The organism is [Scytonema hofmanni] UTEX 2349, assembly GCF_000582685.1.
Taxonomy (GTDB): domain Bacteria; phylum Cyanobacteriota; class Cyanobacteriia; order Cyanobacteriales; family Nostocaceae; genus Hassallia; species Hassallia hofmanni.
In genome coordinates this window covers 3,774,133-3,796,524 of sequence record NZ_KK073768.1, presented here as the reverse complement: position 1 = coordinate 3,796,524, position 22,392 = coordinate 3,774,133, and the positions used below count along the sequence as shown (strand labels likewise).

Annotated in this window: 19 protein-coding genes and 4 pseudogenes; 12 read left to right on the top strand and 11 right to left on the bottom strand. The window is 41.0% G+C overall.

Going from position 1 to position 22,392, the window contains the following annotated elements; translation table 11 throughout:
* Positions 1 to 340: 340 nt before the first annotated feature.
* The gene (locus TOL9009_RS0122085) at positions 341 to 937 is read right to left on the bottom strand and encodes a hypothetical protein (protein WP_038297452.1); all 597 of its coding nucleotides are present in this window, start codon (positions 935 to 937) and stop codon (positions 341 to 343) included.
* Positions 938 to 1,141: 204 nt separating this feature from the next.
* Here TOL9009_RS0122085 and TOL9009_RS0122080 point away from each other — a divergent pair, with 204 nt between their 5' ends.
* Positions 1,142 to 2,011, top strand: coding sequence for a hypothetical protein (locus TOL9009_RS0122080; protein ID WP_051502988.1), 870 nt, complete (start codon positions 1,142 to 1,144; stop codon positions 2,009 to 2,011).
* A gap of 166 nt (positions 2,012 to 2,177) precedes the next feature.
* On the opposite strand, the gene TOL9009_RS0122075 is transcribed toward TOL9009_RS0122080, so the two are convergent.
* The gene (locus tag TOL9009_RS0122075; protein ID WP_029634684.1) at positions 2,178 to 3,380 is read right to left on the bottom strand and encodes an FtsW/RodA/SpoVE family cell cycle protein; all 1,203 of its coding nucleotides are present in this window, start codon (positions 3,378 to 3,380) and stop codon (positions 2,178 to 2,180) included.
* Between the two features lie 433 nt (positions 3,381 to 3,813).
* Here TOL9009_RS0122075 and TOL9009_RS43760 point away from each other — a divergent pair.
* The 3 genes and pseudogenes from TOL9009_RS43760 to TOL9009_RS0122060 form a co-directional block, all read left to right on the top strand.
* Positions 3,814 to 3,966: pseudogene (locus tag TOL9009_RS43760) on the top strand (signal peptidase I); the annotation flags it as partial.
* 225 nt (positions 3,967 to 4,191) lie between these two features.
* Positions 4,192 to 4,764 carry a signal peptidase I gene (gene lepB, locus TOL9009_RS0122070; RefSeq protein ID WP_029634683.1) on the top strand — a complete coding sequence of 191 codons (573 nt, stop codon included), beginning with the start codon at positions 4,192 to 4,194 and terminating at the stop codon, positions 4,762 to 4,764.
* Positions 4,765 to 5,220: 456 nt separating this feature from the next.
* Entirely contained in the window at positions 5,221 to 6,249 is a 1,029-nt protein-coding gene (locus tag TOL9009_RS0122060; protein ID WP_029634681.1) for an aldo/keto reductase, read from the top strand.
* Between the two features lie 284 nt (positions 6,250 to 6,533).
* On the opposite strand, the gene TOL9009_RS0122055 is transcribed toward TOL9009_RS0122060, so the two are convergent.
* Together TOL9009_RS0122055 and TOL9009_RS0122050 are read right to left on the bottom strand one after the other, a co-directional pair.
* The gene (locus tag TOL9009_RS0122055; RefSeq protein WP_029634680.1) at positions 6,534 to 7,064 is read right to left on the bottom strand and encodes a helix-hairpin-helix domain-containing protein; all 531 of its coding nucleotides are present in this window, start codon (positions 7,062 to 7,064) and stop codon (positions 6,534 to 6,536) included.
* A 14-nt stretch (positions 7,065 to 7,078) separates the two neighbouring features.
* A complete protein-coding gene (locus TOL9009_RS0122050) occupies positions 7,079 to 7,453 on the bottom strand; it encodes an NINE protein (RefSeq protein WP_029634679.1) in 375 nt (124 codons plus the stop codon).
* Between the two features lie 540 nt (positions 7,454 to 7,993).
* On the opposite strand from TOL9009_RS0122050, the gene TOL9009_RS0122045 reads away from it, so the two are divergent.
* Positions 7,994 to 8,317 carry a DUF1825 family protein gene (locus TOL9009_RS0122045; RefSeq protein WP_029634678.1) on the top strand — a complete coding sequence of 108 codons (324 nt, stop codon included), beginning with the start codon at positions 7,994 to 7,996 and terminating at the stop codon, positions 8,315 to 8,317.
* 149 nt (positions 8,318 to 8,466) lie between these two features.
* Here the strand turns inward: TOL9009_RS0122045 and TOL9009_RS0122040 are convergent, their stop codons facing one another.
* A complete protein-coding gene (locus TOL9009_RS0122040) occupies positions 8,467 to 10,401 on the bottom strand; it encodes a transglycosylase domain-containing protein (RefSeq protein WP_029634677.1) in 1,935 nt (644 codons plus the stop codon).
* Between the two features lie 141 nt (positions 10,402 to 10,542).
* On the opposite strand from TOL9009_RS0122040, the gene tyrS reads away from it, so the two are divergent.
* Together tyrS and pyrF are read left to right on the top strand one after the other, a co-directional pair.
* On the top strand, positions 10,543 to 11,769 hold the full coding sequence (gene tyrS / locus TOL9009_RS0122035; RefSeq protein WP_242055627.1) for a tyrosine--tRNA ligase: 1,227 nt from the start codon (positions 10,543 to 10,545) through the stop codon (positions 11,767 to 11,769).
* A 195-nt stretch (positions 11,770 to 11,964) separates the two neighbouring features.
* The gene (gene pyrF, locus TOL9009_RS0122030) at positions 11,965 to 12,687 is read left to right on the top strand and encodes an orotidine-5'-phosphate decarboxylase (RefSeq protein ID WP_029634675.1); all 723 of its coding nucleotides are present in this window, start codon (positions 11,965 to 11,967) and stop codon (positions 12,685 to 12,687) included.
* A gap of 438 nt (positions 12,688 to 13,125) precedes the next feature.
* Here pyrF and TOL9009_RS0122025 read toward each other — a convergent pair whose 3' ends face one another.
* The 3 genes and pseudogenes from TOL9009_RS0122025 to TOL9009_RS40100 form a co-directional block, all read right to left on the bottom strand.
* A complete protein-coding gene (locus TOL9009_RS0122025) occupies positions 13,126 to 14,850 on the bottom strand; it encodes a hypothetical protein (protein WP_029634674.1) in 1,725 nt (574 codons plus the stop codon).
* Between the two features lie 174 nt (positions 14,851 to 15,024).
* Positions 15,025 to 15,468: a Crp/Fnr family transcriptional regulator gene (locus TOL9009_RS0122020; protein WP_029634673.1), complete on the bottom strand. Its 444-nt coding sequence runs from the start codon at positions 15,466 to 15,468 to the stop codon at positions 15,025 to 15,027.
* A gap of 146 nt (positions 15,469 to 15,614) precedes the next feature.
* Positions 15,615 to 16,037: pseudogene (locus TOL9009_RS40100) on the bottom strand (cupin domain-containing protein); the annotation flags it as partial.
* Between the two features lie 251 nt (positions 16,038 to 16,288).
* Here TOL9009_RS40100 and TOL9009_RS0122010 point away from each other — a divergent pair.
* From TOL9009_RS0122010 to TOL9009_RS0122000, 3 genes are all read left to right on the top strand, one after another.
* Complete coding sequence (locus TOL9009_RS0122010) at positions 16,289 to 16,879, top strand: hypothetical protein (protein WP_144238304.1); 591 nt, start codon at positions 16,289 to 16,291, stop codon at positions 16,877 to 16,879.
* Positions 16,880 to 16,911: 32 nt separating this feature from the next.
* A complete protein-coding gene (locus TOL9009_RS0122005; RefSeq protein ID WP_029634671.1) occupies positions 16,912 to 17,547 on the top strand; it encodes a Uma2 family endonuclease in 636 nt (211 codons plus the stop codon).
* Positions 17,548 to 18,101: 554 nt separating this feature from the next.
* A complete protein-coding gene (locus TOL9009_RS0122000) occupies positions 18,102 to 18,770 on the top strand; it encodes a VOC family protein (RefSeq protein WP_029634670.1) in 669 nt (222 codons plus the stop codon).
* A gap of 29 nt (positions 18,771 to 18,799) precedes the next feature.
* Here the strand turns inward: TOL9009_RS0122000 and TOL9009_RS47605 are convergent, their stop codons facing one another.
* The 3 genes and pseudogenes from TOL9009_RS47605 to TOL9009_RS47595 form a co-directional block, all read right to left on the bottom strand.
* Positions 18,800 to 19,318, bottom strand: a complete 519-nt coding sequence (locus TOL9009_RS47605) for a uracil-DNA glycosylase (RefSeq protein WP_084763378.1) — start codon at positions 19,316 to 19,318, stop codon at positions 18,800 to 18,802.
* 117 nt (positions 19,319 to 19,435) lie between these two features.
* A pseudogene (locus TOL9009_RS49565) lies at positions 19,436 to 20,137 on the bottom strand (hypothetical protein); the annotation flags it as partial.
* A 30-nt stretch (positions 20,138 to 20,167) separates the two neighbouring features.
* Positions 20,168 to 20,551 (bottom strand): annotated as a pseudogene (locus TOL9009_RS47595) (uracil-DNA glycosylase); the annotation flags it as partial.
* Between the two features lie 181 nt (positions 20,552 to 20,732).
* Here TOL9009_RS47595 and TOL9009_RS0121985 point away from each other — a divergent pair.
* Positions 20,733 to 21,437: a phosphoribosyltransferase gene (locus TOL9009_RS0121985; protein WP_029634669.1), complete on the top strand. Its 705-nt coding sequence runs from the start codon at positions 20,733 to 20,735 to the stop codon at positions 21,435 to 21,437.
* 498 nt (positions 21,438 to 21,935) lie between these two features.
* Entirely contained in the window at positions 21,936 to 22,310 is a 375-nt protein-coding gene (locus tag TOL9009_RS0121975; RefSeq protein ID WP_029634668.1) for a hypothetical protein, read from the top strand.
* Positions 22,311 to 22,392 lie beyond the last annotated feature (82 nt).

The window sequence follows — 22,392 nt, the reverse complement described above, 5'->3', positions numbered from 1 at the left end:
ACACCTATTAATCGCTGTGTTTCTTGGGGGTTGTCTTGAATATAACTCAGTATGCCACTCATGTTTTTGTTGGAAAAAGAGAATTTTATACTCTTTTACCAGAAAATGATTCTATTTTGGAGATGTCTAAGAGATTAATAAGGTTTTGCCTGAATTGCGATGGTTCGTTGTTGGGGATTGAACTGGATTTCATCTACCACATATTGCAGACGCGATTAATCGCGTCTCTACAAGAGATTAATAAGGTTTTGCCTAAATTGCGATTGTGCGTTGTTGGGGATTGAACTGGATTTCATCTACCACATATTGCAGACGCGATTAATCGCGTCTCTACAAGAGATTAATAAGGTTTTGCCTGAATTGCGATTGTGCGTTGTTGCGGATTGAACTGGATTTCATCTACCACATATTGTCGATCTCTAGCCACTGATTGAATACCCTGCAACTGTGCTGTAGAAACTATAGGTGGTTTGAGCTTTACCACCGCTTGACCTTGAGTAGGATTTTTGACTGTAAAAGCATTTAGAGGGATACCACTCCAAGTTACAGTTTTACCTTGGGGGCGATCGCGCTCACCCCGGATAACTTGACTACGACCATCACGTCTATAAACTAACGCCCCATTTTTAAAGATTACTTTTTGAATTTTGCTCAGGGGAATTGTGGCAGTTTTACCACTACGCTGAATTGATAGTGCTTCTCCCTTTGCATCAATTCCTATGACTCGACCACTGCTGGAGTCACCTCCCTTGAGAACGACCTCTGCTAACTCTGGCAAAGCCACTGCAAGTTCTAATTCATCTGTTTTGATTTGTGTCTGTGCTAACAGAGTATTTCCCGTCTTGATATCCTTGCTAATTACAGCTTCGATATTTCCGGCTAGCGCTGCTGCCATTACTAAAACTGCCACAACCCATCCCTGAAAAAAAGCTTTCATGGCTTTAACAGTTGTTTGACTATAATTTAACTTTCTCATTAAACTTCCAAAGCGGATGTATCATTGCCATCAAATCACAGAAGTTTTGTAGTGTATGCTATGCCGTAGGCTAATGCACTATCCTCAATTTTCGGTGCGTTACGCTTCGCGGTAACACACCCTACATTGTTTACTGTGCGTCTTAATTACGAATTACGAATTAGTATGACCCCCAACCAAGAAACTAATATTTTAGGTAAATTCACAAGTGTACTTGGTTTACTGGGTGCGGCGCTTTTCTTTGCAGGCTGGATTTACCGCTGGTCATATTTCTACTTTTTTCAGCTAGAAATCAATGCTCTCGATTTACCTGCACAGTCTTTTCTCATGGTTCCCCTGCAAATATTTCTCGGAGATGGTTGGGCAATATTTAAAAGTGCGATCGCTTTTTTTGTCGCGGCGATCGCGATTCAGGCTACATTATGGTTAATTAAAATAGTTAGCGATGCAATCGTTTCTGCAAGCCAATTATTACTGACTCGCATCATCTCTGCAACTCAACACAAACGCTCATGGATGGCTAAACAGCTAAAATCTCTAGCTGAATTTGGTTTTGGACAATTGCGCTCAGTGGAGTTTTTGCGATCGCTAGTCAATGAGATAGTAATAGTATCTTGGGTATTAATTGTGATATTTTGGTTAGCTCGTTGGCAAGGCATTGCAGATGCTAGGCGGGATGCTGGTCAAAACTCCACTTTGCCTGTTGTAGCGTTAATTACACCTGAAGAAAAGTTTGCTGTAGGACGCAAACTTGATAATATATTTACTGACCCTTCCTTGAAAGGCTACCGCATAATTGGCGACAGAGGTCTATTTGAAGACTTGCGAGGCAGAGAAGATACTGATATCAGCAATCCAAAGCAACCGAGAGTGTGGCGTTTACTCTTAGAACGTGGCGGCTGGATTTATTTGTTTCGAGAATTGCCCCCCAATGCAAAATTTAACGAGATCCCATCGGTATTAGCTATTCAAGAAAGTGATAAGGGACATATTATAATTCGCAGTCCGGAAGTTTCTAAAGGTAGTTCTCCTTAGAGGTTGTTTTAAAAGTGTTTGCCTGTGCTTTTAAGTACTTCTAGATCCCCCCTAGCCCCCCTTAAAAAGGAGGGAACCGGATTTTCCCCTCCCCGCAAGCGGGGAGGGGATTAAGGGGTGGGGTCAAATTCTATGCAGCTTCACAAATAATTGGTATTATTACGATTTAAACTTTTGTTTTCGTAAATAAACGACGCTTGCGCCGATTTTCAGATGTTTCTCCTCGTAGTGGTACAACTTCAGCTTCACTACTTTCGCGTGCTACCCTAATTAACAACCCAACTGCTAATAAACTAGCAATCATAGAATTTCCACCATAACTAAACATCGGCAAGGGTAAACCGGTTGTAGGCAATGCACCAGTGGTTACACCAATATGCAGAAATGATTGTCCAACCATCAAAATTATTACACCGATCGCTACTAATCGATGCACTGGGTTTGTCGCTTTTAAGGCAATGATTAATCCTAAAGTCGCGAATATACCTAATAAAATTAGCAAAGCTATACCGCCAGCAAAGCCAAATTCTTCTGAAAATACGGCAAAAATAAAATCGGTGTCCTGAATTGGCAAATAAAACAGCTTTTGCTGTGAAAGTCCAAATCCACTACCCCAAGTTCCCCCAGAACCCACTGCCAGCAAGCTTTGTACTAGTTGGTAGCCATCGCCAGTTGCATCTGCCCAAGGGTTGAGAAAGGACATCACTCGCTTACGTTGATACTCTTTAATACTAATGCTGAGAACTGCCAAAAGTATTCCACCAACTGCTGTTCCTCCCAAATATTTGTAAGGTAAACCAGCTGCTAAAGCAATTAGCCAAATTGTCATACCGCAAAGTGCGGTTGTACTTAAGTTAGGCTGGGCTAAAATTCCGAGAATTATCAAACCAAAAACAGTCAGCCAGGTTAAGCGAATTCGCCAAGTTATTCGTTCCCACTGACCAAAAAGCCGCGCACTTTGCAGCACTAAAAAGGGTTTAATTAATTCAGAAGGTTGAATGGGAATTGGACCTAAAGCCAGCCAGCGAGATGCGTCAAAAGCTTTTCTTCCTAATCCTGGTATCAGGGTAACGAAAATTAATACCAAAAACAAAAAGACAAACCAATGGGATATTCCTAATATCTTCCGCAAAGGTAAATTAACAATAATGTTTAATATTATTAATGCCACGAATACCCACAGCAATTGACGCTTAAAGTAGTACAATCCATCATTATGACGAGCATCAGCTACGGGATAGGATGCTGAGAACAGTATTATCAAGCCAACAAACAGCCAAATCAATGTTAACCAGCGCAACAACCGTGCCTCTAAAGCCCAAGTAGAGACGGAATTATCAAAAATTGGTATCAGACTGCGTAAATTCACGTTCGGTACAGGTAAAAAGTTAAAAGAAGCAGAGCGTCTCTACAGAGTTTTGAGGAGGGGAGTGAGAAATATAACTCCGCTCCTCAAAACTTATAACTCATATTTGTCAGCTGCGATCGCGACTAACGCTACACCCAAAAATGCACACTTGTAAACGGTATTGTAGCCTGCGCCGCCTCCTACTACATCAGCTACGGCTTTGACTCGGCGCTATAATTGCAACAATTATTCAGCGGGTGTGCAGAACAGGACTTCTGACTGGTTATAAACATATATTTAGCGTCAGAATAATCAATAGGACTTACGCAAAATACTTCTTAAACCCTTATTCCTCTGTTTCCTCTGCGTACTCTGCGGTTCGTTTTTCCGTTATTGCTGCGTAAGTCCTAATCAAGTATTGTTATAACTTGTTTCATCTAGGCTGAAAATTTCTATGACTCCTCACGAAAGTGACGCAAAACAGACTTCTGCACCGTCGAAAATATGGCGTAATTCGCAGGAAAATCTGACGTTAATAGCGATCGCCTTATGTCTTGCCTTCTTAATTCGGACATTTATCGCCGAACCGCGCTACATTCCCTCTGATTTTGTTTGAATATGTCTAAGTGGTGGGCATACACTGTTATTCATATGATAGCGAGTACAACAATACCGTAAAAGACGTACTATACTGACTTGAAGTGACGCGAGCCAACTAACCATTTGAGGTCGATGCCCATACATTGACGCGCAGAGGGATTATAAAGATATCTTTAGCGTCAGAATAATCAAGTATTGTTATAACTTGTTTCATCTATAGCTGAAAACTTCTATGACTCCTCACGAAAGTGACGCAAAACAGACTTCTGCACCGTCGAAAATATGGCGTAATTCGCAGGAAAATCTGACGTTAATAGCGATCGCCTTATGTCTTGCCTTCTTAATCCGCACATTTATTGCCGAACCGCGCTACATTCCCTCTGATTCCATGTTGCCAACATTATTTACAGGCGATCGCTTGGTGGTGGAAAAAGTCTCCTATAAATTCCACCCCCCTAAAACTGGGGATATCATCGTATTTCAGCCACCGGCAGAACTGCAACGTCGCGGATATCCCAAAGACCAAGCTTTTATCAAGCGCGTCATTGGTGAACCTGGGGAAGTAGTTAGCGTAGCCAAAGGTAAAGTTTACCTCAACGGTCAACCCCTGGAAGAAGACTACATCGCTGAACCCCCAAATCAGCCGTTTCCACCCGTGACAGTCCCCAAAGATGAATTTTTTGTCATGGGAGACAACCGTAACGATAGCAACGATTCTCGTTACTGGGGGTTTTTACCAAGAAAAAATATCATTGGTCGAGCAACTTTCCGATTTTGGCCCTTTGACCGCATTGGATTGATTTAACTTACAGCAGATTGCGTTGTGATTAAATACACGTAGAGACGTTCCACTGGAACGTCTTCTAAGAAACTTGCGCTCTCCATGCCTATAAAATCGTACTTTTTGATTTTGGCGATCGCAAGTTTCTTCCACCACTGTTGGGGGAGATTTCCCCCATGAACCGCTCTACAAGGTTTTGGGTTTTACTCCTAGACTTCTTGCATAAATCAAAAAAAGAACCCCACCCCGTCTTTGACTTGCGTCAAAGTCTCCCCTCCCCGCTTGCGGGGAGGGGCTGGGGGTGGGGTCTTTGGGGAATGAGTGCAAGACTTCCCAAACCTAAAATTTGCTGTATGGGTGAAGTGCCTACCGTTAGATATAAACCCAAACAAAACTAAGTAAACCATTTGACTGATGTCGCTGCAAGCCTTGAGATCGAAGATTGTCTATTAGGAACAAACACCATTAATGATAGATTTCGTGGATATCAACAGACGGAATTTCCTTTATACAGCTTCGATTTCAGGTTTGGCAGCAGGACTAGCAGCTTCGGAAGGTTTTCTCAGTCCACTTTTAGCTGCAACACCGCAACAGACAACCAGAAACGGTGATATGATTTACCGCACACTGGGACGCACAAAAGAAAAAGTCTCTGCGATCGGTTTGGGCGGTCATCATATCGGACGGCAAAAAGACGAGCAAGAAAGCATTAAAATTATTCGCAGTGCGATTGATCGTGGAATTAATTTCATGGACAATTGCTGGGATTACCACAACGGTGATAGCGAAATTCGCATGGGCAAGGCTCTACAAGACGGCTACCGCCAAAAAGTCTTTCTCATGACCAAAATTGATGGTCGCACAAAACAATCTGCTGCGAAGCAAATAGACGAGTCTCTGAAACGTCTCCAGACGGATCGTGTCGATTTAATGCAATTTCATGAAATTATCCGTTTAGAAGATCCAGACCGGATTTTTGCCCCTGGTGGTGCAGCAGAAGCAGTACTAGAAGCGCAAAAAGCGGGTAAGGTTCGCTATATCGGCTTTACCGGACACAAAGATCCCTTGGTTCACCTGAGGATGCTAGAAATTGCCGCTCAAAATAACTTCCGTTTTGATGCAGTGCAGCTGCCACTTAACGTTATGGATGCCCATTTTCGCAGTTTTGAGCGTGCAGTTTTACCCAAATTGGTACAAAATCAAATCGGTGTGCTGGGTATGAAATCAATGGGCGATCAAATTATTCTTAAGAGTAATACAGTTAAACCTATTGAATGCCTGCATTACGCTATGAATCTGCCAACCTCAACTGTAATTACAGGCATTGACAATATGGAAATTCTCAACCAAGCATTTGAGGCAGCACGCACATTTAAGCCGATGAGTCAAGAGCAAACCGCAGCTTTGCTTGCGAAAACTGCTAAAGTTGCTGCTAAAGGTGAGTACGAATTATTCAAGATTAGCGATCGCTTTGACGGTACAGCTAAGAATCCAGAGTGGCTGGGGTAGCTAGTACTGCTTCTTTGGTAGTCAATAGTCAAAAGGCTTGAAATACAAGGTTTTTGGCTTTTTTGAATGGTAGCTTTATTTCAATACGGTTCAGTCAAGGATTTTTAGTACTGATTTTAGACTTGTAGGACTTACGCACTTGTTACGAGAAAACAAGACTTTGAGATTGCTTCCTTGCGTCGCAATGACGGAAACACGTAGTCCGTGCGTAATTCCTGACTTGTAGAGACGCGAAATTTCGCGTCTCTTCGTGCTACGGTCTTAAAGTTACGTTTTTCCTGACTTTAAAACCTGAGATAATACATTAATTGCGCGATCGCTTCACCAGATAAATTCAATCTTTGCTGAAAATCTACTAAGTTGCGATAATGTCCTGCTGATAAACGATTCTCTACTATTGCTTCAGCCAAAGACGTATCTATAAAAGGAATTTTTCCCAAATTCTCAACCGTTGCTGTATTAATATTAATTTGCGTCGGATTGCCTAAAGCTTCGTCGTCATAATAACTAAAATCTAGAATTAGCTTTAGTGGTTCTAGTCGCGGTGCTGGTATGCTTAATGCAGCGGCAATATCTTCAATACAGTAAAATTTCACACCAATCCGCGAAAGTTCCACAAGCGATCGCGCTTGGTGAATCGATAAACCCGGTAAACGCAACCAATCATCTACAGTTGCTTGATTCGCATCAATGCGGATACCCAATTGGGATGCGATCGCAATCTCTTCCCCAGATTGTAGTCGATAATAGGGATCGTTCAGCAGCCGCGATCGCAGTTTTTGTAACCTGGGATTCAAAGGTAGCCAATTGTTCATTATTTTCCCACTTTTCAGGTAATTTGATCTAACAATTGGCGGCGTTTTTGCTCAAATTCGTACTCAGAAATTAACCCATCTTGGCGAAGTGTATCTAAGGAGCGTAAAGCTTCAGCCATAGCTGTGATCTGATTGCTATTGCCTTGTACATTTTTTACCGCTGACTTACCTAAATTAAAATTACGATCAAAAGCTTCTTCATCTTGCGTTAAATACCAAACTCCCTCAATTGCGCTAGCTACCTTGGGAATTGGTGTCCACGAAAGCAACACATATAACAAACCCCATAAAGGTTGTCCCAAATAAAATTTATGTAATCCCGAAATTGTCAGCGTGCCAGAAAAAGCTAAAATGGCAGCTATGCTTCGGCTTTTTCGCTTAATTAACATATTTCCAATTAATTTATCACCATAGTTCTGACACTAAAAGAGCGTTCGCTCTTTTCAATGCTACAATGCAAATACATATTTTATTCACACTAGTACAAGTCGGCGTAAATAAACCAACCATTCTCAATCGCTAAAAAGCTTACTCCATATTACTTTTGAATGAGTAACTTCCGCTTTGCGGTACTAGCACAAGCATTCAAATACCCTGCTTATTTTACACTTGACTCGCTTCAAAGTCGCGTAGCTGAATAACTTGGAAAAATGTCTGCACAAGAAGTAAGATTTTTGGAGCAAGCGCTCGCTCTGGAAGCCAAAGCGGAATCTTAATTATTTCATAAATCTTATTCTCAAAAAACCCACTGCCACCTTAAGTTGTTGGAAAGCAAGAAAATTTGATCAAGTCAAGTGTTGAAATTTCGGTAAAAAACCGTACTCAAACCGAAGCTTAGTCTCTAGATTAGTTCCCTAGACTAAAATTAGACTATGAAGGCAAAAGTATACGCGCTCTGAGTGTTTTAACTCAGTTGAAGATAGGAAAAAATGGGATTCTTTGATTCTGATATAGTTCAGCAAGAAGCGAAGCAGCTATTTGAAGATTATCAAGCCTTGATCAAAATTGGCAACAATTACGGCAAATTTGATCGCGAGGGTAAAAAGCTGTTTATTGAACAAATGGAAGCGATGATGGATCGATATCGCATCTTTATGAAGCGCTTCGAGCTATCAGAAGATTTTATGGCGCAAATGACTATGGAGCAAATTAAAACACAGTTAGGTCAGTTTGGCGTCACCCCGCAACAAATGTTTGACCAAATGAACCTAACTTTACAACGGATGAAAACTGATTTAGGAAACCAGGTTTAGAGAAGTTAGTGGATGGTTGTTAGTTGTTAGTTGTTGGTGGATGGTTGTTGGTGGATGGTTGTTGGTGGATGGTTGTTAGTTGTTCCACTATCCACTATCCACTATCCACTACCCACTACCGACTATCCACCATCCACTATCCACACACACTAATTCTCATTATCATTGTATTTTGGGCGAGGAAATTGCGATGGAGACTTGAAGCTCTCTACAGGTGTATTCTTCAGCGCTTTGAGCATAAAATCGCGCCAAATCGGTGCTACCATCACACCACCTGTAGCACCACTTGCTAATTGCCTATTGTCGTCTCTACCCACCCAAACAGCAGTCGTTAATTGTGGCACAGTACCGACAAACCAAATATCCTTTTCTGAGGAAGTTGTTCCCGTCTTTCCAGCAGCAGGACGACCGATCGCTGCATTTTTACCAGTACCGTTAGTAATAACCGATTGCATCACATTAATAATTGCCGCCGATGCCCAAGGATCGAGGACTTGCTGAGGTTTTGGCGTGTTATCTAGCAATACATTACCACTACTATCAGTCACCCGCACAATTATGGTTGTTGGCGATTGCCAGCCATAATTAGCAAAGGTTGCATAGGCACTTGCCATTTCCAGAGGTGTGACACCGATCGCACCTAGAGGCAAAGAACTCACCGGTTCCATCGGACTCATAATTCCTAAAGTGCGGCAAGTTTCGATCACTTTATTCATCCCTACGGCTTTACCAACCTTGATTACGGGGATGTTGCGAGACTGCGATATGGCAGTGCGAATTGACATCGCGCCCGAAAAGCCACCATCATAGTTTCTTGGATAGTACCAACCGTTACCATCTCGATAGCTGACAGGGGAGTCTACTATTGTCGAGTCTGGTCCAAACTTCCCGCTAGCAAAACCAGCATAATAAACAAACGGCTTAAAAGAAGACCCAGGCTGACGTTGAGATTGGGTTGCCCGGTTAAATTCACTGGTTTTAGCATCCACACCACCCACCAATGCTTTCACATAATGGGTGCGGGGGTCAATTGCCACCAATGCCATTTGATTTTTATATAAACCTTGTCCCAAAAGGCGATCGTGCCACTTACTGACAGTTTGCTCTGCCATGCGTTGAAAGTCAGAATCAACTGTTGTTTGTACCCGCATCCCACCTTTGATGAGTGCATCACGTCCAAATTTCTTCGCCAACTCTTGGGACACCGCATTGGTAACATAAGGTAAAGCACTACCCTGAAACGACCTAATTTTACCAAGTTTAATTTCTTGTTTCAGCGCTTCGTCGTAATCGTCCTGGGTGATCCAGTTCAATTCCCGCATCCGTCCGAGGACTTCCTTTTGTTTTTGCTTTGCCTTAGCCATGCTGACAAACGGACTTAATTCTTCAGGTGCTGGAATCAAACCCGCCATCATCGCCGATTCACCGATAGTTAAACTTTCGGCGGACTTGTTGAAGTAACTGCGAGCTGCGGTTTGCACGCCATAATTGTTATGACCCCAATATACTTGATTGAGGTACATTTCCAAAATTTGGTCTTTGGTGAGAATTTGCTCTAAGCGAATTGCCAGAACTGCCTCGGCAATCTTACGAGTAAAAGCACGCTTGCGAGACAAAAATAAATTTTTCACCAATTGCATGGTGATAGTGGAACCACCTTCTTTGACTCCACCAGCCGTCCAGTTAGTCACCACAGCACGTCCAACCCCACTGGGGTTAATTCCATGATGATTGTAGAAGTGACCATCTTCGCTTGCCAATACCGCCCGTTTTAAATTTGGCGAAATTCTATCTAACGATACAACTTCTCGGTTAGCTTCACCGTGGACACTGGCTAAAAGTCTACCTTTAACGTCATAAATGTAAGTAGTTTCTGATGGAAAAAAGTTACGTAATTGTCTCACATCAGGCAAGTTCCGGAAACTAATGGCTAAACCCACTAGTCCTCCCGCGACAATCGAACTTGTTAACATGGTCAGGGATAAAAGAGTGCCACCAGTTACCTGACCTACTCCTTTGAAAAAGTCAAAACCTGACGATGCCTGAGCTTGTGGGTGTTTTTCTTCAAAAGTCCTAGACGACACGGCGATTCCACTTCCTCACTTGTAAATATAACTGTAATTTATTCGGCGAAGCAAGGCGGTTATTTTTTTGCAATTATAGTAGTTTGGCAGATCGTTTAGATGACAAATTGCCAGTGAAAATAACTAACTCAACTTCTCGCAATGCAAAGCATAACTAATATTCAGTCTTCTAGTATGGCGCAAAATTTTTCTTGGCTACATCGTGGTTTAACGGAAATTTTCCCACAACCGAGTAATGCTGACTTTGATAGTGAAAGTTTAGAAAAGCTCTTGGCAACCACAGACCGACCTTTGAGGGTAAAATTCGGAATTGATCCTACAGGAGCAGAGATTCACCTAGGTCATAGCATACCAGTGCGGAAACTGCGAAATTTTCAAGATGCCGGTCACACAGCAGTGCTGATTATTGGCGATTTTACAGCTCGCATTGGTGATCCGACTGGTAAATCTGAGGTACGACGCCAACTGACAGAGGTAGATGTAGCGCAAAACGCCCAAACTTATCTTGACCAAGTGCGTCCGATTTTAGATTTTGACACACCAGGGAGATTAGAGGTACGTTATAACTCCGAATGGCTCTCTAAACTTGACTTAGGGAAAATTTTAGAGTTACTTGCCACGATGACTGTGGGGCAGATGCTAGCAAAAGAAGGCTTCGCCGAACGTTATAAGAAAGAGAATCCTATTTTCCTTCATGAGTTCCTCTATCCATTAATGCAAGGTTATGATTCTGTGGCAGTGCAAGCTGATGTGGAATTAGGGGGTACTGACCAGAAATTTAACTTGGCTGTTGGGCGAGATTTACAACGTCATTTTGGGCAAAGACCGCAATATTGTGTACTGTTGCCTATTTTAAATGGTCTTGACGGTGTACAAAAAATGTCCAAATCTTTGGGTAATTATGTCGGTTTGTCAGAACATCCATCACAGATGTATCAGAAGTTGCAACAGGTTCCCGATAATTTGCTGGAAGATTATTTTCAACTGCTGACGAATTTACATGCAGATGAATTACCAGAAAAGCCACGCGATCGCCAGCAACTTCTGGCTTGGGATATTGTTCAACAATATCATGGCGAAACTGCCGCGAATGAAGCTAGGGAAGCCGCAAAAACAGGTGGACAAGCTGGTACAGTCCCAGAATTTTCGTTATCACAGGTGCAATTTCCCGCTAAGTTATTTTCTCTCCTCAATGTTAGCGGTTTGTGCAAAAGTGGTGGAGAAGGACGGCGAAAAATTCAAGAAGGTGGAGTGCGCTTAAATGGCGATCGCATTACCGATATTGATACTACTTTCGATTCCCTGGCTGATTTAGAAGGTAAGGTTTTGCAAGTTGGTAAAAATAAGTTTGTCCGCTTAGTGCCGTAAATGAAGAAGGGGAAAGGGGAAAGGGGAAAGGGGAAAGGGAAAGAAATTGAAGGGGGATTGCAAACGCACTTCTTTTAAAAAGTGGGGGCTTTAAACCCAAATGGGGGATGATAGTGAAAAACTTTATGCGTGTCTTAAATAACTTCAACATTTCCCCTTTCCCCCTCCTTTGGTAAATTAACGGTGAAACCACAGATGAACACTTCAGAACGGATTATAGTTCCCTTAGATGTGCCAGATGAAGATAGTGCGATCGCTCTAATAAACAAACTTGAGCAAGTTACTTTCTTCAAGGTTGGTTTGGAGTTGTTCACCAGCACTGGACCGAAAATTCTCGATTTGCTAAAATCCCGCCAAAAGCGCATTTTCCTCGATTTGAAGTTTCACGATATCCCCAATACTGTCGCCGGTGCTTGTCGTAGTGCAACTCGTTATGGTGTGGATTTGCTGACAATTCATGCTACATGTGGAACAGATGCGCTGAAAGCAGCTGCCGAAGCGGTACAAGAAGAAGCCGCAAAAGTCAATATTAAGCCGCCAAAGTTAATTGCGATCACTTTGTTGACAAGTATTTCTTCTCGACAATTGGCGTTTGATTTGAAAATTCCTCTAGAATTGCCAGAATACGCCCTGGCAATGGCGTTGATGGCTGAAGAAACTGGGTTAGATGGGGCAGTTTGTTCGCCGCAAGAGGTAGCACAATTACGGCAAACTTGCAAGGATGATTTTTTGTTAGTTTGTCCGGGAGTTAGACCAACTTGGGCAGATAAAGGAGATCAAAAGCGATCGCTTACACCAGCACAAGCGATCGCTTCTGGAGCTGATTATCTCGTAATTGGGCGCCCAATCACCGCCGCTGCCGATCCACAATTAGCTTGGCAGAGGATTTGTGAGGAGTTAATAAATGTATCTGGGTAATCGAATTTAATTGTAATTAGCGGTATGAACCGCTAATTATTAGACATCGGTGTAAAAATTAATTATGCGTTGCCCCATCTCAAGATACGTAGCAATGCTACGTTTCTACATCTTTTTTATTAGACAAAAAAAGGAATTAGAAATGTTAATTAAATTCAAGCAAGGCGATCGCCACATTTAACAATTATGAATAAACACGATCTCATCCGCCATCTCTCCTTGCAAATGCACCCAGAAGGAGGTTATACCAATTTTATGTGAGGCTGCACAGAATAATAATCATCCGTATTTATCTGCGTTTATCTGCGTTTATCTGCGGTCAATTATTCTAAAAATCAGATTCTATGCAGCTTCATCTTAATTTGGTATTACTATGCTGAAATTTATCGTTCTGACATGATGATTGAATAAGGGGCTGAAGGATATCCTCTGCTTGAACTAAAACTTTATCGGGCGGCTTTTATCATCAAGTGCTTTCCAAAACAAATCCATATCATCTGTTTTGAGATGTTGCGCCATGCGATAAACACCTGGTTCTATCGCCTTCTCTGTCGTAGCAAGTTTCACCAACCCAAGTAGCTGCATTGTGACAATTGGATCAATATATTCTGTTTTTACACCTTTCTCATGTTTTGCAAAAAAGTTGATCACAAAACCATGTGCTAACAGCACCAATCTTTTAGACTGATTTTGAAATCGAATATGATAGACCGTACCAATATCCTGATGAAGGGACTTACGAATCGAAAGATTGTTTTTAATCTTATGTCGAATCCATTTAGGTAAAAAATCAGCCCACCTATCCGGTTGAACATCATTAAGTCCAATTTTTTGGATGACTTCAGGATATTGCTTAAGTTTTTCTACCATAGCATTGGGTGTTCCCACAAAAGAAAGCACCTGTTCAACTACTTTATGATCACTGTCTAAAATAAAACATAGTTTCTGCTCATAATATCTCTTGTACCAGGTTAACTGTTGATCCATATCTATAGTCTTTTCTGAAAGAATCTCTAATAACTCATTCAGAAAAGTAATAGCTTTTTTAAATTCATAATCTTTCGATGAACCACTGACAAGAACAAGTTCATCTACGCTACCCCCACTATGCTTTCTGGAAAAAAATGCGTTGATATCCTGTTCATCAAGCACAGGCAAACCAGTTATTCCAATTATTGTATCAATGTGGTTCTGAATCAGGCGTGTAACTTTTTTAAAAGATAGTATCTGTTCAGGAACTAATAAAGTGACTTTTTTTGAGCAATTTTGCTTGCTAAAGAATTGGCTCATCCCTTTTCCATTGGGTAATAATTCCATTTTCTCAGGGACATACCCATATTGCTGAAAGACAGATTCCCACAGAAGGTTCAACGTCTTAATTTGCCCCCATAGCATCTGCAAGGAAGATTCTGGATTTGGGAAAGAATTGGTAATAACTAATTCATTAAAAGATTCGTATTGCGGGGAGGACGAGAAAAACTCTAGCACTGATTTCTCAATATTATCATTATACAATTGAGGATTATGACTACCAAAAGGCAAATCGACAATTACAGGTAAACAAGTATCTTCCACAAGATATCTACCCAAATTTAAATAATCAACTTTCGTTGCAGCATAGGGAAATCTCTGTCCATCAATTTCTTTAGAAAATGCTTGATCTACGATATCTATAGCAAAAACATTACTTGTACTATTTTGCATTTCTGTCAGTTCTTCAACCAGTCGGGTTCCGATTGCACCATTACCTCCGATAACCGCTACTTTTCGTGTTTCAAATGTGGGCAATCCTAATCTACCTAAAGCTGTTGAAGTTGAGTCAATAATCGCTTGTGAAACTCCTTTTGCCTCAAAAATGGTCTTGAGGTCATCGCGTGCTGTGGAGAGTACAGGAAGTAAAGCTTTTCCTTCAAAAGATTTTATAGCTGCCAGATCTCTTCGTTCTCCAGTAACAGTTACTTCAACAGCACCAGTAATGATCTTTTCATCGATCGCTTGTTTGATCAGAGAATGTAAACGATGGGTCGAATCTTGATATATTTGATAAATAAGCGGTATAGCATATCCCCCATCTTCATAAATCAACAATTGTGTCTTTTGTTGGATACATCGTTGAATGCTACGAACAAGTTCTGTTTCAACTAAAGTTGTCATCGCAGCCATATAGTCTCCATTCGCCTTTGATTCGTCATATAAAGTAATGAATAACTTTTCGTTAATGAGTTTTTTCTCTAACGGAATAATACCATCAGATTTATGAGCCTCAGCAGAAATTTCTTCGCATAAAAAATAAAGGTAATAATTGTCGAGGACTTGCCGAGCAATTAAGGCATTTCTTTACCGAATTTTATAAGAGAGGTTAGTTCCAATATTTTGGATAATTTGATATTCAATTTCAGGATTATATTGACCGAGTTTAGTAAATGAGTCTTTGGAAATTCGTAATAATTTCACCTCTTTTGAAGCGCATATTGCTGACTCAAAACTGGGAAATTGATCAATTAATGAAATTTCCCCGAATGATGTTCCCTCTATTTGTTCTGCAACTTTTTGTAATTTAATCGTTCCCTTTTCTACATTTCCCTGGAAAGCTGGATCTATTAGAATATCAACCTTGCCTTCTAAGACAATATAGAGATCATGATTTTCTGTTCCTTCGTCAAAAATATGCTCACCGTATTGATACTGTTGAATTTCACCGATTTCTAGTATCTTCTTGCGCTGTTGTTCGGTCAGTCCTTTCAATATGAGCAGTTGTGTCAAAAGATTTTCGATCTTCATTTTTATGCTGCTTTTTTCAAAGTTGTTTTTCTATTTTATCAATAGAAGATACCGGCTGAAACCATTACTTTACGATGGTATTAGCCCTAATAAATTCTGAGATTGAAATAGCCTTGTACTTCAGTGAATCTGTGTTTGATCACTGGTTAGGAGAGGATTAATTTGTGCAGGTCTGGAGCAATAGAACAGAGGAGTTGTGCTTCTTTGGAAGTGCTATCGAGAAGCTCAAAATTTACGAATTCAAAACCAGGGGCGACGGAACAACCCACTAAAATGCTACTTTCAATAGGCACTGCTGCTTGCCACATACCTGAAGGGACGACATAGCAGAACTGGTTTTCTTCTGGTGATAATGTAATACGTTGTGGCGGTGACTGAGTACCATCCCAAAGATAGAGGTAGAGACCTGTACCTTTATAGAAATTCCAAACTTCGTCGCCGTTAACCCGATGGAAATGACTTTTTTCATCTGAATTTAGGGAGAAGTAGATATGGGTGAGAGCGCACCTCACGGTTGAATCGGCGGTGCTTACGGATATATTTGAGCGAAATATCTCCTGGTATCTTCCTCCTTCAGGGTGTTATACAAGACTAAGTAATTTCATTGGTGTTATTTGCATGAATTTTAAACCAAGTATCAGTTATCAGGCATCAGTATACACTGAAGGCAGTGCAATAGTTTATAATTTAATATTACGTGGAGTAATCAGATGGGAGTCAGCTAAACTCATACAGAGCGATCGCATTCATTATGTTTTTTGTCTTCCTGTCTTTATCGTTACATTTTCTCTCCTCGTTCCCCGTCTCAGAAACGTTATATATGAGGCAGAACCTCACTGTAGGCATTCCCTGGCAGAGCCAAGGAACGAGAAAGCTCTCTGCCAGTCCTTCTCAACCTACATTCTTGAAGGACACAGGCAAGGAAAAATCTTTTTGTTCAGAGCAAAGTATAGAAAATTTAGTTACTCCCTTAATGCGGGATTTACCTAGTTATGCTAATCGCGCCAGTCAACGCGCCCGCCGTTTGCAAAGAAAAACTGACGTTTACAGTTATATGTCTGTGGCAGGAAAACCTGATTTTACTCCCTTGCCTCTGAACTCTGGGATAAATACTACAGATGCGCCAAAAAGCTCTGATGAAAAAGTTGAGCAAGTGTTTTTTACTACTTTAGAGCGACAATATACAGGTAGGCGATCGCTACAATTACAAGAATTCCACTGGCTGTTTTTAACCAAAAGTAAAAGTGGTTGGCAGATGGTAACGATGTTTTCGCAAATTGGTTCGTATCCAGTCACCAAAAATCAGCCAACCCCCCCACGGGATAGTAGTAATGGTACTGTTGCTCAAGGAATTAATGCTTGGTTGCGAGATTGTCGAGCGGGAACTATACGTATCAGTTCAGCGAATTAGAGTCCAGAGCTTGACATTAGCAGGAGAAAACAATGGTTAGTAGCCTTAAAGAACTTTTTAACGAAGCAGAACTGGCTGATGCAGACGACCCAGAGGAGAAGTTTATCAGTAGCGGCGTTAGTTGGCAAATGTATGAAGCGTTACTAATTAAATTAGAGGATAACTTTCATTACCGTGTCACCTATTTAGATGGAATATTAGAAATTGTGTCGCCATCAATCAGACATGAAAGCATCAAAAAACGTTTGGCTATTCTATTAGAGCGCTATCTCTACAAGAGGCGAATACAGTTTAAAGCTATGGGAAGTTCTACCATCAAAAAACAACTTTTAAAAGCTGGGGCAGAACCGGATGAATGTTATTGTATTGGAGAGGCGAAGAATATTCCAGACTTAGCTATAGAAGTGACTGTTACCAGTGGTAGCATTGACAAGCTAGAAATTTACCGACGCTTGGGAGTGGCGGAGGTTTGGTTTTGGGAAACCTCAAGGCTCAAACTTTATCACAAAAGGGAAGAAGAACCTTCAAAGTTCTTGCAAACCAATGGTTACGAACAAATTGACATGAGTGAGTTATTGCCAGAACTTAATATTTCTTTACTGGAAAAATGCACTTTGATTTCAGACGATATCCAAGCAATTGACGAATTTGAACAAGGTATCGGTTAAAAAATCATCGGGAAAACATTCTTCGTCGCAACCCAGATTCTAGTCATTGACACTCACCGACCTTAAGGTACGGTGATTCTTGGGCTGATCGTGCGGTTAGTTACTTCCCGTCTTATCGAGCATTCTTGTTCCTTGCAAAACACTCCTCAAGCTTAAATTTCCGTGTGCCCCACGGTATTTGTAGCGAATTTTTCCCAATGTATCTAGATACTTTACTAGTTACAAATTTCAATTTTCTTGCTTCGTTAAAGGGGAGTCAGACGAACTTGAACATCCTTTTAGGTGAAGCCTAACCCAACATGTTTATGTAGTTGTATATTAACATAGTATCTATACATTGTGTAGATACTATGAAAAAGAAACCATTGAGGAAAGAGAATTGAACAGGGGTGACAAGACTTGCTGAAACGATATGCAGATACGAGCAAAAAGACAATGACTCAATTAATTGAAGACTGGATTAACACGCTTAAAGAAGAAAAGCCGTCTTAGAAAGACGGGGCTTTAAACCCATTAATTCCGGTAAGGAGTCGCACAACCTAAAAAAATAAATTATGGGATTTGAACTAGATCATATTTTCGTTTGTGTTGAACCAGAAGCACCTGAGGCTGAATTTATCAAAGGCTTCGGATTTCAAGAAAGTAATCGTCGTTCCCATATAGGTCAAGGCACTGCAAACGTTTGCTTTTTATTTCATAATACTTATTTAGAGTTAATTTGGTTGAGAGATATCAATGAGATCCTCTCAAGTGTGGTTCGTCCTTTGGGTTTGTGGGAGCGTTGTTGTTGGGGAGAAACTGAAGCTTGTCCATTTGGTATTTCGCTTCGCTCTAATGTACCCGATTCTCTAGAATTGCCATTTGCTACTTGGAATTATTACGCACCTTATCTGCCAGCAGGAGCCTCGATTCCCATCGCTGCTAACAGTGAAAATTTATCAGAACCGCTGATTTTTATGTCACCAGTCAGCCGAATACCTTCAGCTTCGCCGTTAAAACGCGGGTTATTGGTTAATAAACCTGGATTTGATGAAATTACAAAGTTGCGAGTTACCTTAGTTGGAGAGAAAAATTTCTCTGCGGAATTGAGAAAACTAAGTGAGTTAGGATTGGTGGAATTGAAGCGAGGCGATCGCTATCATTTAGAAATCGAGTTTAATCAAGCTCAAGCAGGTCAAATCCAACTTTTTGACTCGAAACTACCAATTTCATTTCGCTGGTAAATGAGCGATAAATCGCTCACTACGACGGCTCATGAATGGCGAATTTCATCGAATTTGGCACGTACTGCTTGAATATCTTGCCACATCAACCATTTTGGCTTGCCTACATCGCGGGAAGGGTTACGCAGCAAGTAAGATGGGTGGAAAATCGGCATACATAAACGTCCTTCCCAGTCAATCCATTTTCCCCGAATTGTACCCATTGCTCCTTGGTCGCCAATTAAACCTTTGACGGCAGTTGCACCTGTCAATAAAATGATTTTCGGGTCAACTATGCGAAGTTGTTCAAATAAATAGGGTTTGCAAGCTGCCATTTCTTTGCTTGAAGGCGCCCGGTTATTTGGTGGTCGGCAATTATGTACAACACCTGCGGGTGTGACAAAATTGGCTGTATCCTCAACGTCAATGCAATACACTAAATAATCATCAGGCTTGGGTGGTAATAGCCGAGTATTAACTGGTTTCCAATGAGTTATGACTGCTTCTTCTTGGTAAGCTTGTAAGTTAAATGGAGTACTATGTAGTTCTTCCGGTAATTTGTACCGCATTGAGGAAGGGATATATTCAGCGATATTCTCTAAAAATCTCATGCCTTCGCCGTATCTAAAACATAATCTCCAAGTAGACCGGAAAACGGCATAAGTTTTATAGCCTTGAGTTTCAAAATATTTAACAACTTTTTCAGCCGTTTCCTCTGTAACGTTTCCTAAAGCAATTTCAACGTCAATACTTTGTCTAAGTATTCCTCTTCGCTTTTTTCTTCTCCAATAACCATCATCCATGTACCAGATGGCTAAACCCAAGTTGTCTAGCTTTTCTAACCCTGCAACTGGAAAGTCTTTTTTACCATTGGGATACCATTCCTCGCGTAGTTCGTGGAGATAATAAGTTTTCGCCAATCCCAAGCTAATGGCTTGATGATTGTTGCCGTTTTGAGCTTTAGCGAGATATTCTCTTAGTTGCGGTTGAAAGCCATTTAATACTCTTGCTTTCAGCTTTAAATAACCTTCTTGGCGAACACTGTGATTTTCAATAAATCCTCCATTTGAACCAATACAACCATCACCTAGCAAAGAACCTAGTAATACTTGTAAGCCTCTTTGTCCAGGGGCAGGTGTACCAGTTGCAACTAAATCATCATCCCGTAATTCTTCAACACTAATCCAGCCGCGTTGGGTAAGAACGGGATGATCGCCTGTGGCAATGTAACCAACTTCTCCTTTGTTATTATTTTTACCATTTTTGAAAGACACTTTGTAAAGAGGTCTTCCTGCTAGCCTTGACTTGTACCAACCAGTTACTTTCTTCCAAACAAGGCTACCATCATTATCAACACTCAAAACTTCGCCTGACCACTGGTTTTTCACAATCCAGTTTAGTCGTTTAGCCCCATGTTTGGTAAAAACTCTGGTATAACCATCAAGGCATTTATTTATATTGGATATATATACATCTTTTTCTGTATCCAGTTCGACTGATGCCAAAATTTTCTCTAACAACTGTCCGGATCTGCCGACAAATGGCAATCCAGTTTCGTCTTCATTTTGACCTGGTGCTTCTCCGACAATCATTATGAGTGCTTTGAGGTTGCCGCGTCCGACGACGGCATGAGTGCGATTTTCTCCTAATCCACAACGGTGGCACTCATTGCAATGTTGTGCCAATTCGGTCATGCTGGAATAAGTACCACTAGGAATGGGAATTTTGGCATCTGTAGGAATTAAATCTTTTTGTTGAAAGTTCGAGTTATCGAAGAGGCTAAGTTGATTTTCGCTGCTCATGAAAATGAAGATGCTGACATCGACGCCAGTCTAATAATTAATGTTTATTGGCGAAGGAATAAATGCTACGCCTTGAATACAAGCTAAATACTTATATCTGTAGATTTTCTATTGTATCAATGAAATTGCCTGAAAATCCTTCATGATAAAAACAATGGTGTCTCAATGTCTTGGGGAAATTATGTCACATACCCCACTTTTTACCGATCGCACTGATGCTGGTGAGAAGCTAGCAAAACAGATTGACTCTGTAATGAGGCAAACTGCTACTTCTACAACGCGACCAATAGTTTATGCTTTGCCCAGAGGGGGACTACCAGTAGCAGCACCTGTAGCGCGTCTTTTGGGTTGTCCGTTGACAATTATGGTGGCGAAAAAGATTAGCCATCCACAAAACCCGGAGTTGGCAATTGGTGCGGTGACAGCTTCTCTTAATGTTCTTTGGAGTGAGCAAAAGTTAAATCGCCGTCAAAATTATTTGCGATCGCCCTCAGGCGGGTGCTTTGCGCCATCGCGTGAATTGGCTTTGAATGTAGCGATTGACAAAGCTAAAATACTATATGAGCAATTAATTCCTGGTTGCCCACAGGTAAATACAGAAAATGCTACGGTTATTTTAGTTGATGATGGCATCGCCACGGGCATGACAATTGCCGTTGCAGCCATTGCAGCAAAAGCGCTTGGGTGTGCGGAAGTTTGGTTGTGTAGTCCTGTAGCACCTTTAAAGTTGCTACCTTGGTTGAGTCAGTGGTGCGATCGCCTGATTATCTTGGAAACACCGGAACCGTTCTTAAGTGTTAGTAATTTCTATGTCAATTTTCCTCAAGTAGAATCCTCTGAAGCTCTTGTGTATCTCCAGCAACAACACCATCCCTTAACCGATTAATAACTATTCAACTTGATTTCATGAGCCTTCACATTACCATAAAAACAACCTTCTTTCTCGTTAATTCGGTAAGTTCATTCTTTCGGTGTATAACAATAACTTACAAGTAAAACTCTCGACAGAGATACCTTAATTGTTATTTTGCTACACCTGTAATTAAGTCCTTGTGATTAGTCAATTTTGACAAATCCATTCCGGTTTATATATCACCAATCCGTTTGGGTGAAAGGGGTTCATGAAAAAAGGGGTGCGTTCGTGTTGAAGTTATTTAAAAAAGCTTTAAACTTTTTTTCTTATATGACAAGAGTGTAGGGGTTTGAAGCCCCCTCATAAAGGAGGTCACGCATAGCTCCGGGGTTACAATTCACGAACAATTTCTTCCCCCCTTTTCCCTTTCCCCTTTCCCCTTTACCCCTCTTCATGAAAGCAGTTACTGGTGATCCTAAAAGCGTTTGCCAGAAATACATTCGGCACTAAATAGTACTATAGGTCAATAATATGTCTTTTGAGCATAATTTCCAACCGATTTTAGCAGTAGATAGTAATTCAAATCAGACAAGTCAGAGTGAAGAGGGAAATATTTATGGGGTAACTATTCCGGAAATAGCTATCTCTGTGGGTGGTTCTCTTGGGTTTATTGTAGGTTGGGTAGTTTTTTTTCTCATGCTATCCAAACTGCGAACGGTTGTAGATAATAAAATCGTTTTTACGATCAACAGTTTAAATAAACTTCCCTGTCAAAATTGTGAATATTTTTGTAGCAACAATTATCTCAAGTGTGCCGTGCAACCTTCGATGGTGATGACTGAAGCTGCAAAGAATTGCTCTGATTATTCGCCGCAAAATTCTAAATCCAAGGGGAAAAAATTATGACGCTAGGATATTAATTATTACATATTAAGATTAAGAAAGACTATGACGGATGAAGAAGCTATGGGTCAAGAGTCATTTTCAA

What these genes read in the sequence shown, in the direction of transcription:
- TOL9009_RS0122085 (WP_038297452.1), bottom strand. Translation starts at nt 937, where the DNA reads ATGAAAGCTTTTTTTCAGGGATGGGTTGTGGCAGTTTTAGTAATGGCA.
- TOL9009_RS0122080 (WP_051502988.1), top strand. Translation starts at nt 1,142, where the DNA reads ATGACCCCCAACCAAGAAACTAATATTTTAGGTAAATTCACAAGTGTA.
- lepB (WP_029634683.1), top strand. Translation starts at nt 4,192, where the DNA reads ATGACTCCTCACGAAAGTGACGCAAAACAGACTTCTGCACCGTCGAAA.
- TOL9009_RS0122055 (WP_029634680.1), bottom strand. Translation starts at nt 7,064, where the DNA reads ATGAACAATTGGCTACCTTTGAATCCCAGGTTACAAAAACTGCGATCG.
- TOL9009_RS0122050 (WP_029634679.1), bottom strand. Translation starts at nt 7,453, where the DNA reads ATGTTAATTAAGCGAAAAAGCCGAAGCATAGCTGCCATTTTAGCTTTT.
- TOL9009_RS0122045 (WP_029634678.1), top strand. Translation starts at nt 7,994, where the DNA reads ATGGGATTCTTTGATTCTGATATAGTTCAGCAAGAAGCGAAGCAGCTA.
- tyrS (WP_242055627.1), top strand. Translation starts at nt 10,543, where the DNA reads ATGCAAAGCATAACTAATATTCAGTCTTCTAGTATGGCGCAAAATTTT.
- pyrF (WP_029634675.1), top strand. Translation starts at nt 11,965, where the DNA reads ATGAACACTTCAGAACGGATTATAGTTCCCTTAGATGTGCCAGATGAA.
- TOL9009_RS0122025 (WP_029634674.1), bottom strand. Translation starts at nt 14,850, where the DNA reads ATGGCTGCGATGACAACTTTAGTTGAAACAGAACTTGTTCGTAGCATT.
- TOL9009_RS0122020 (WP_029634673.1), bottom strand. Translation starts at nt 15,468, where the DNA reads ATGAAGATCGAAAATCTTTTGACACAACTGCTCATATTGAAAGGACTG.
- TOL9009_RS0122010 (WP_144238304.1), top strand. Translation starts at nt 16,289, where the DNA reads ATGAGGCAGAACCTCACTGTAGGCATTCCCTGGCAGAGCCAAGGAACG.
- TOL9009_RS0122005 (WP_029634671.1), top strand. Translation starts at nt 16,912, where the DNA reads ATGGTTAGTAGCCTTAAAGAACTTTTTAACGAAGCAGAACTGGCTGAT.
- TOL9009_RS0122000 (WP_029634670.1), top strand. Translation starts at nt 18,102, where the DNA reads ATGGGATTTGAACTAGATCATATTTTCGTTTGTGTTGAACCAGAAGCA.
- TOL9009_RS47605 (WP_084763378.1), bottom strand. Translation starts at nt 19,318, where the DNA reads ATGCGGTACAAATTACCGGAAGAACTACATAGTACTCCATTTAACTTA.
- TOL9009_RS0121985 (WP_029634669.1), top strand. Translation starts at nt 20,733, where the DNA reads ATGTCACATACCCCACTTTTTACCGATCGCACTGATGCTGGTGAGAAG.
- TOL9009_RS0121975 (WP_029634668.1), top strand. Translation starts at nt 21,936, where the DNA reads ATGTCTTTTGAGCATAATTTCCAACCGATTTTAGCAGTAGATAGTAAT.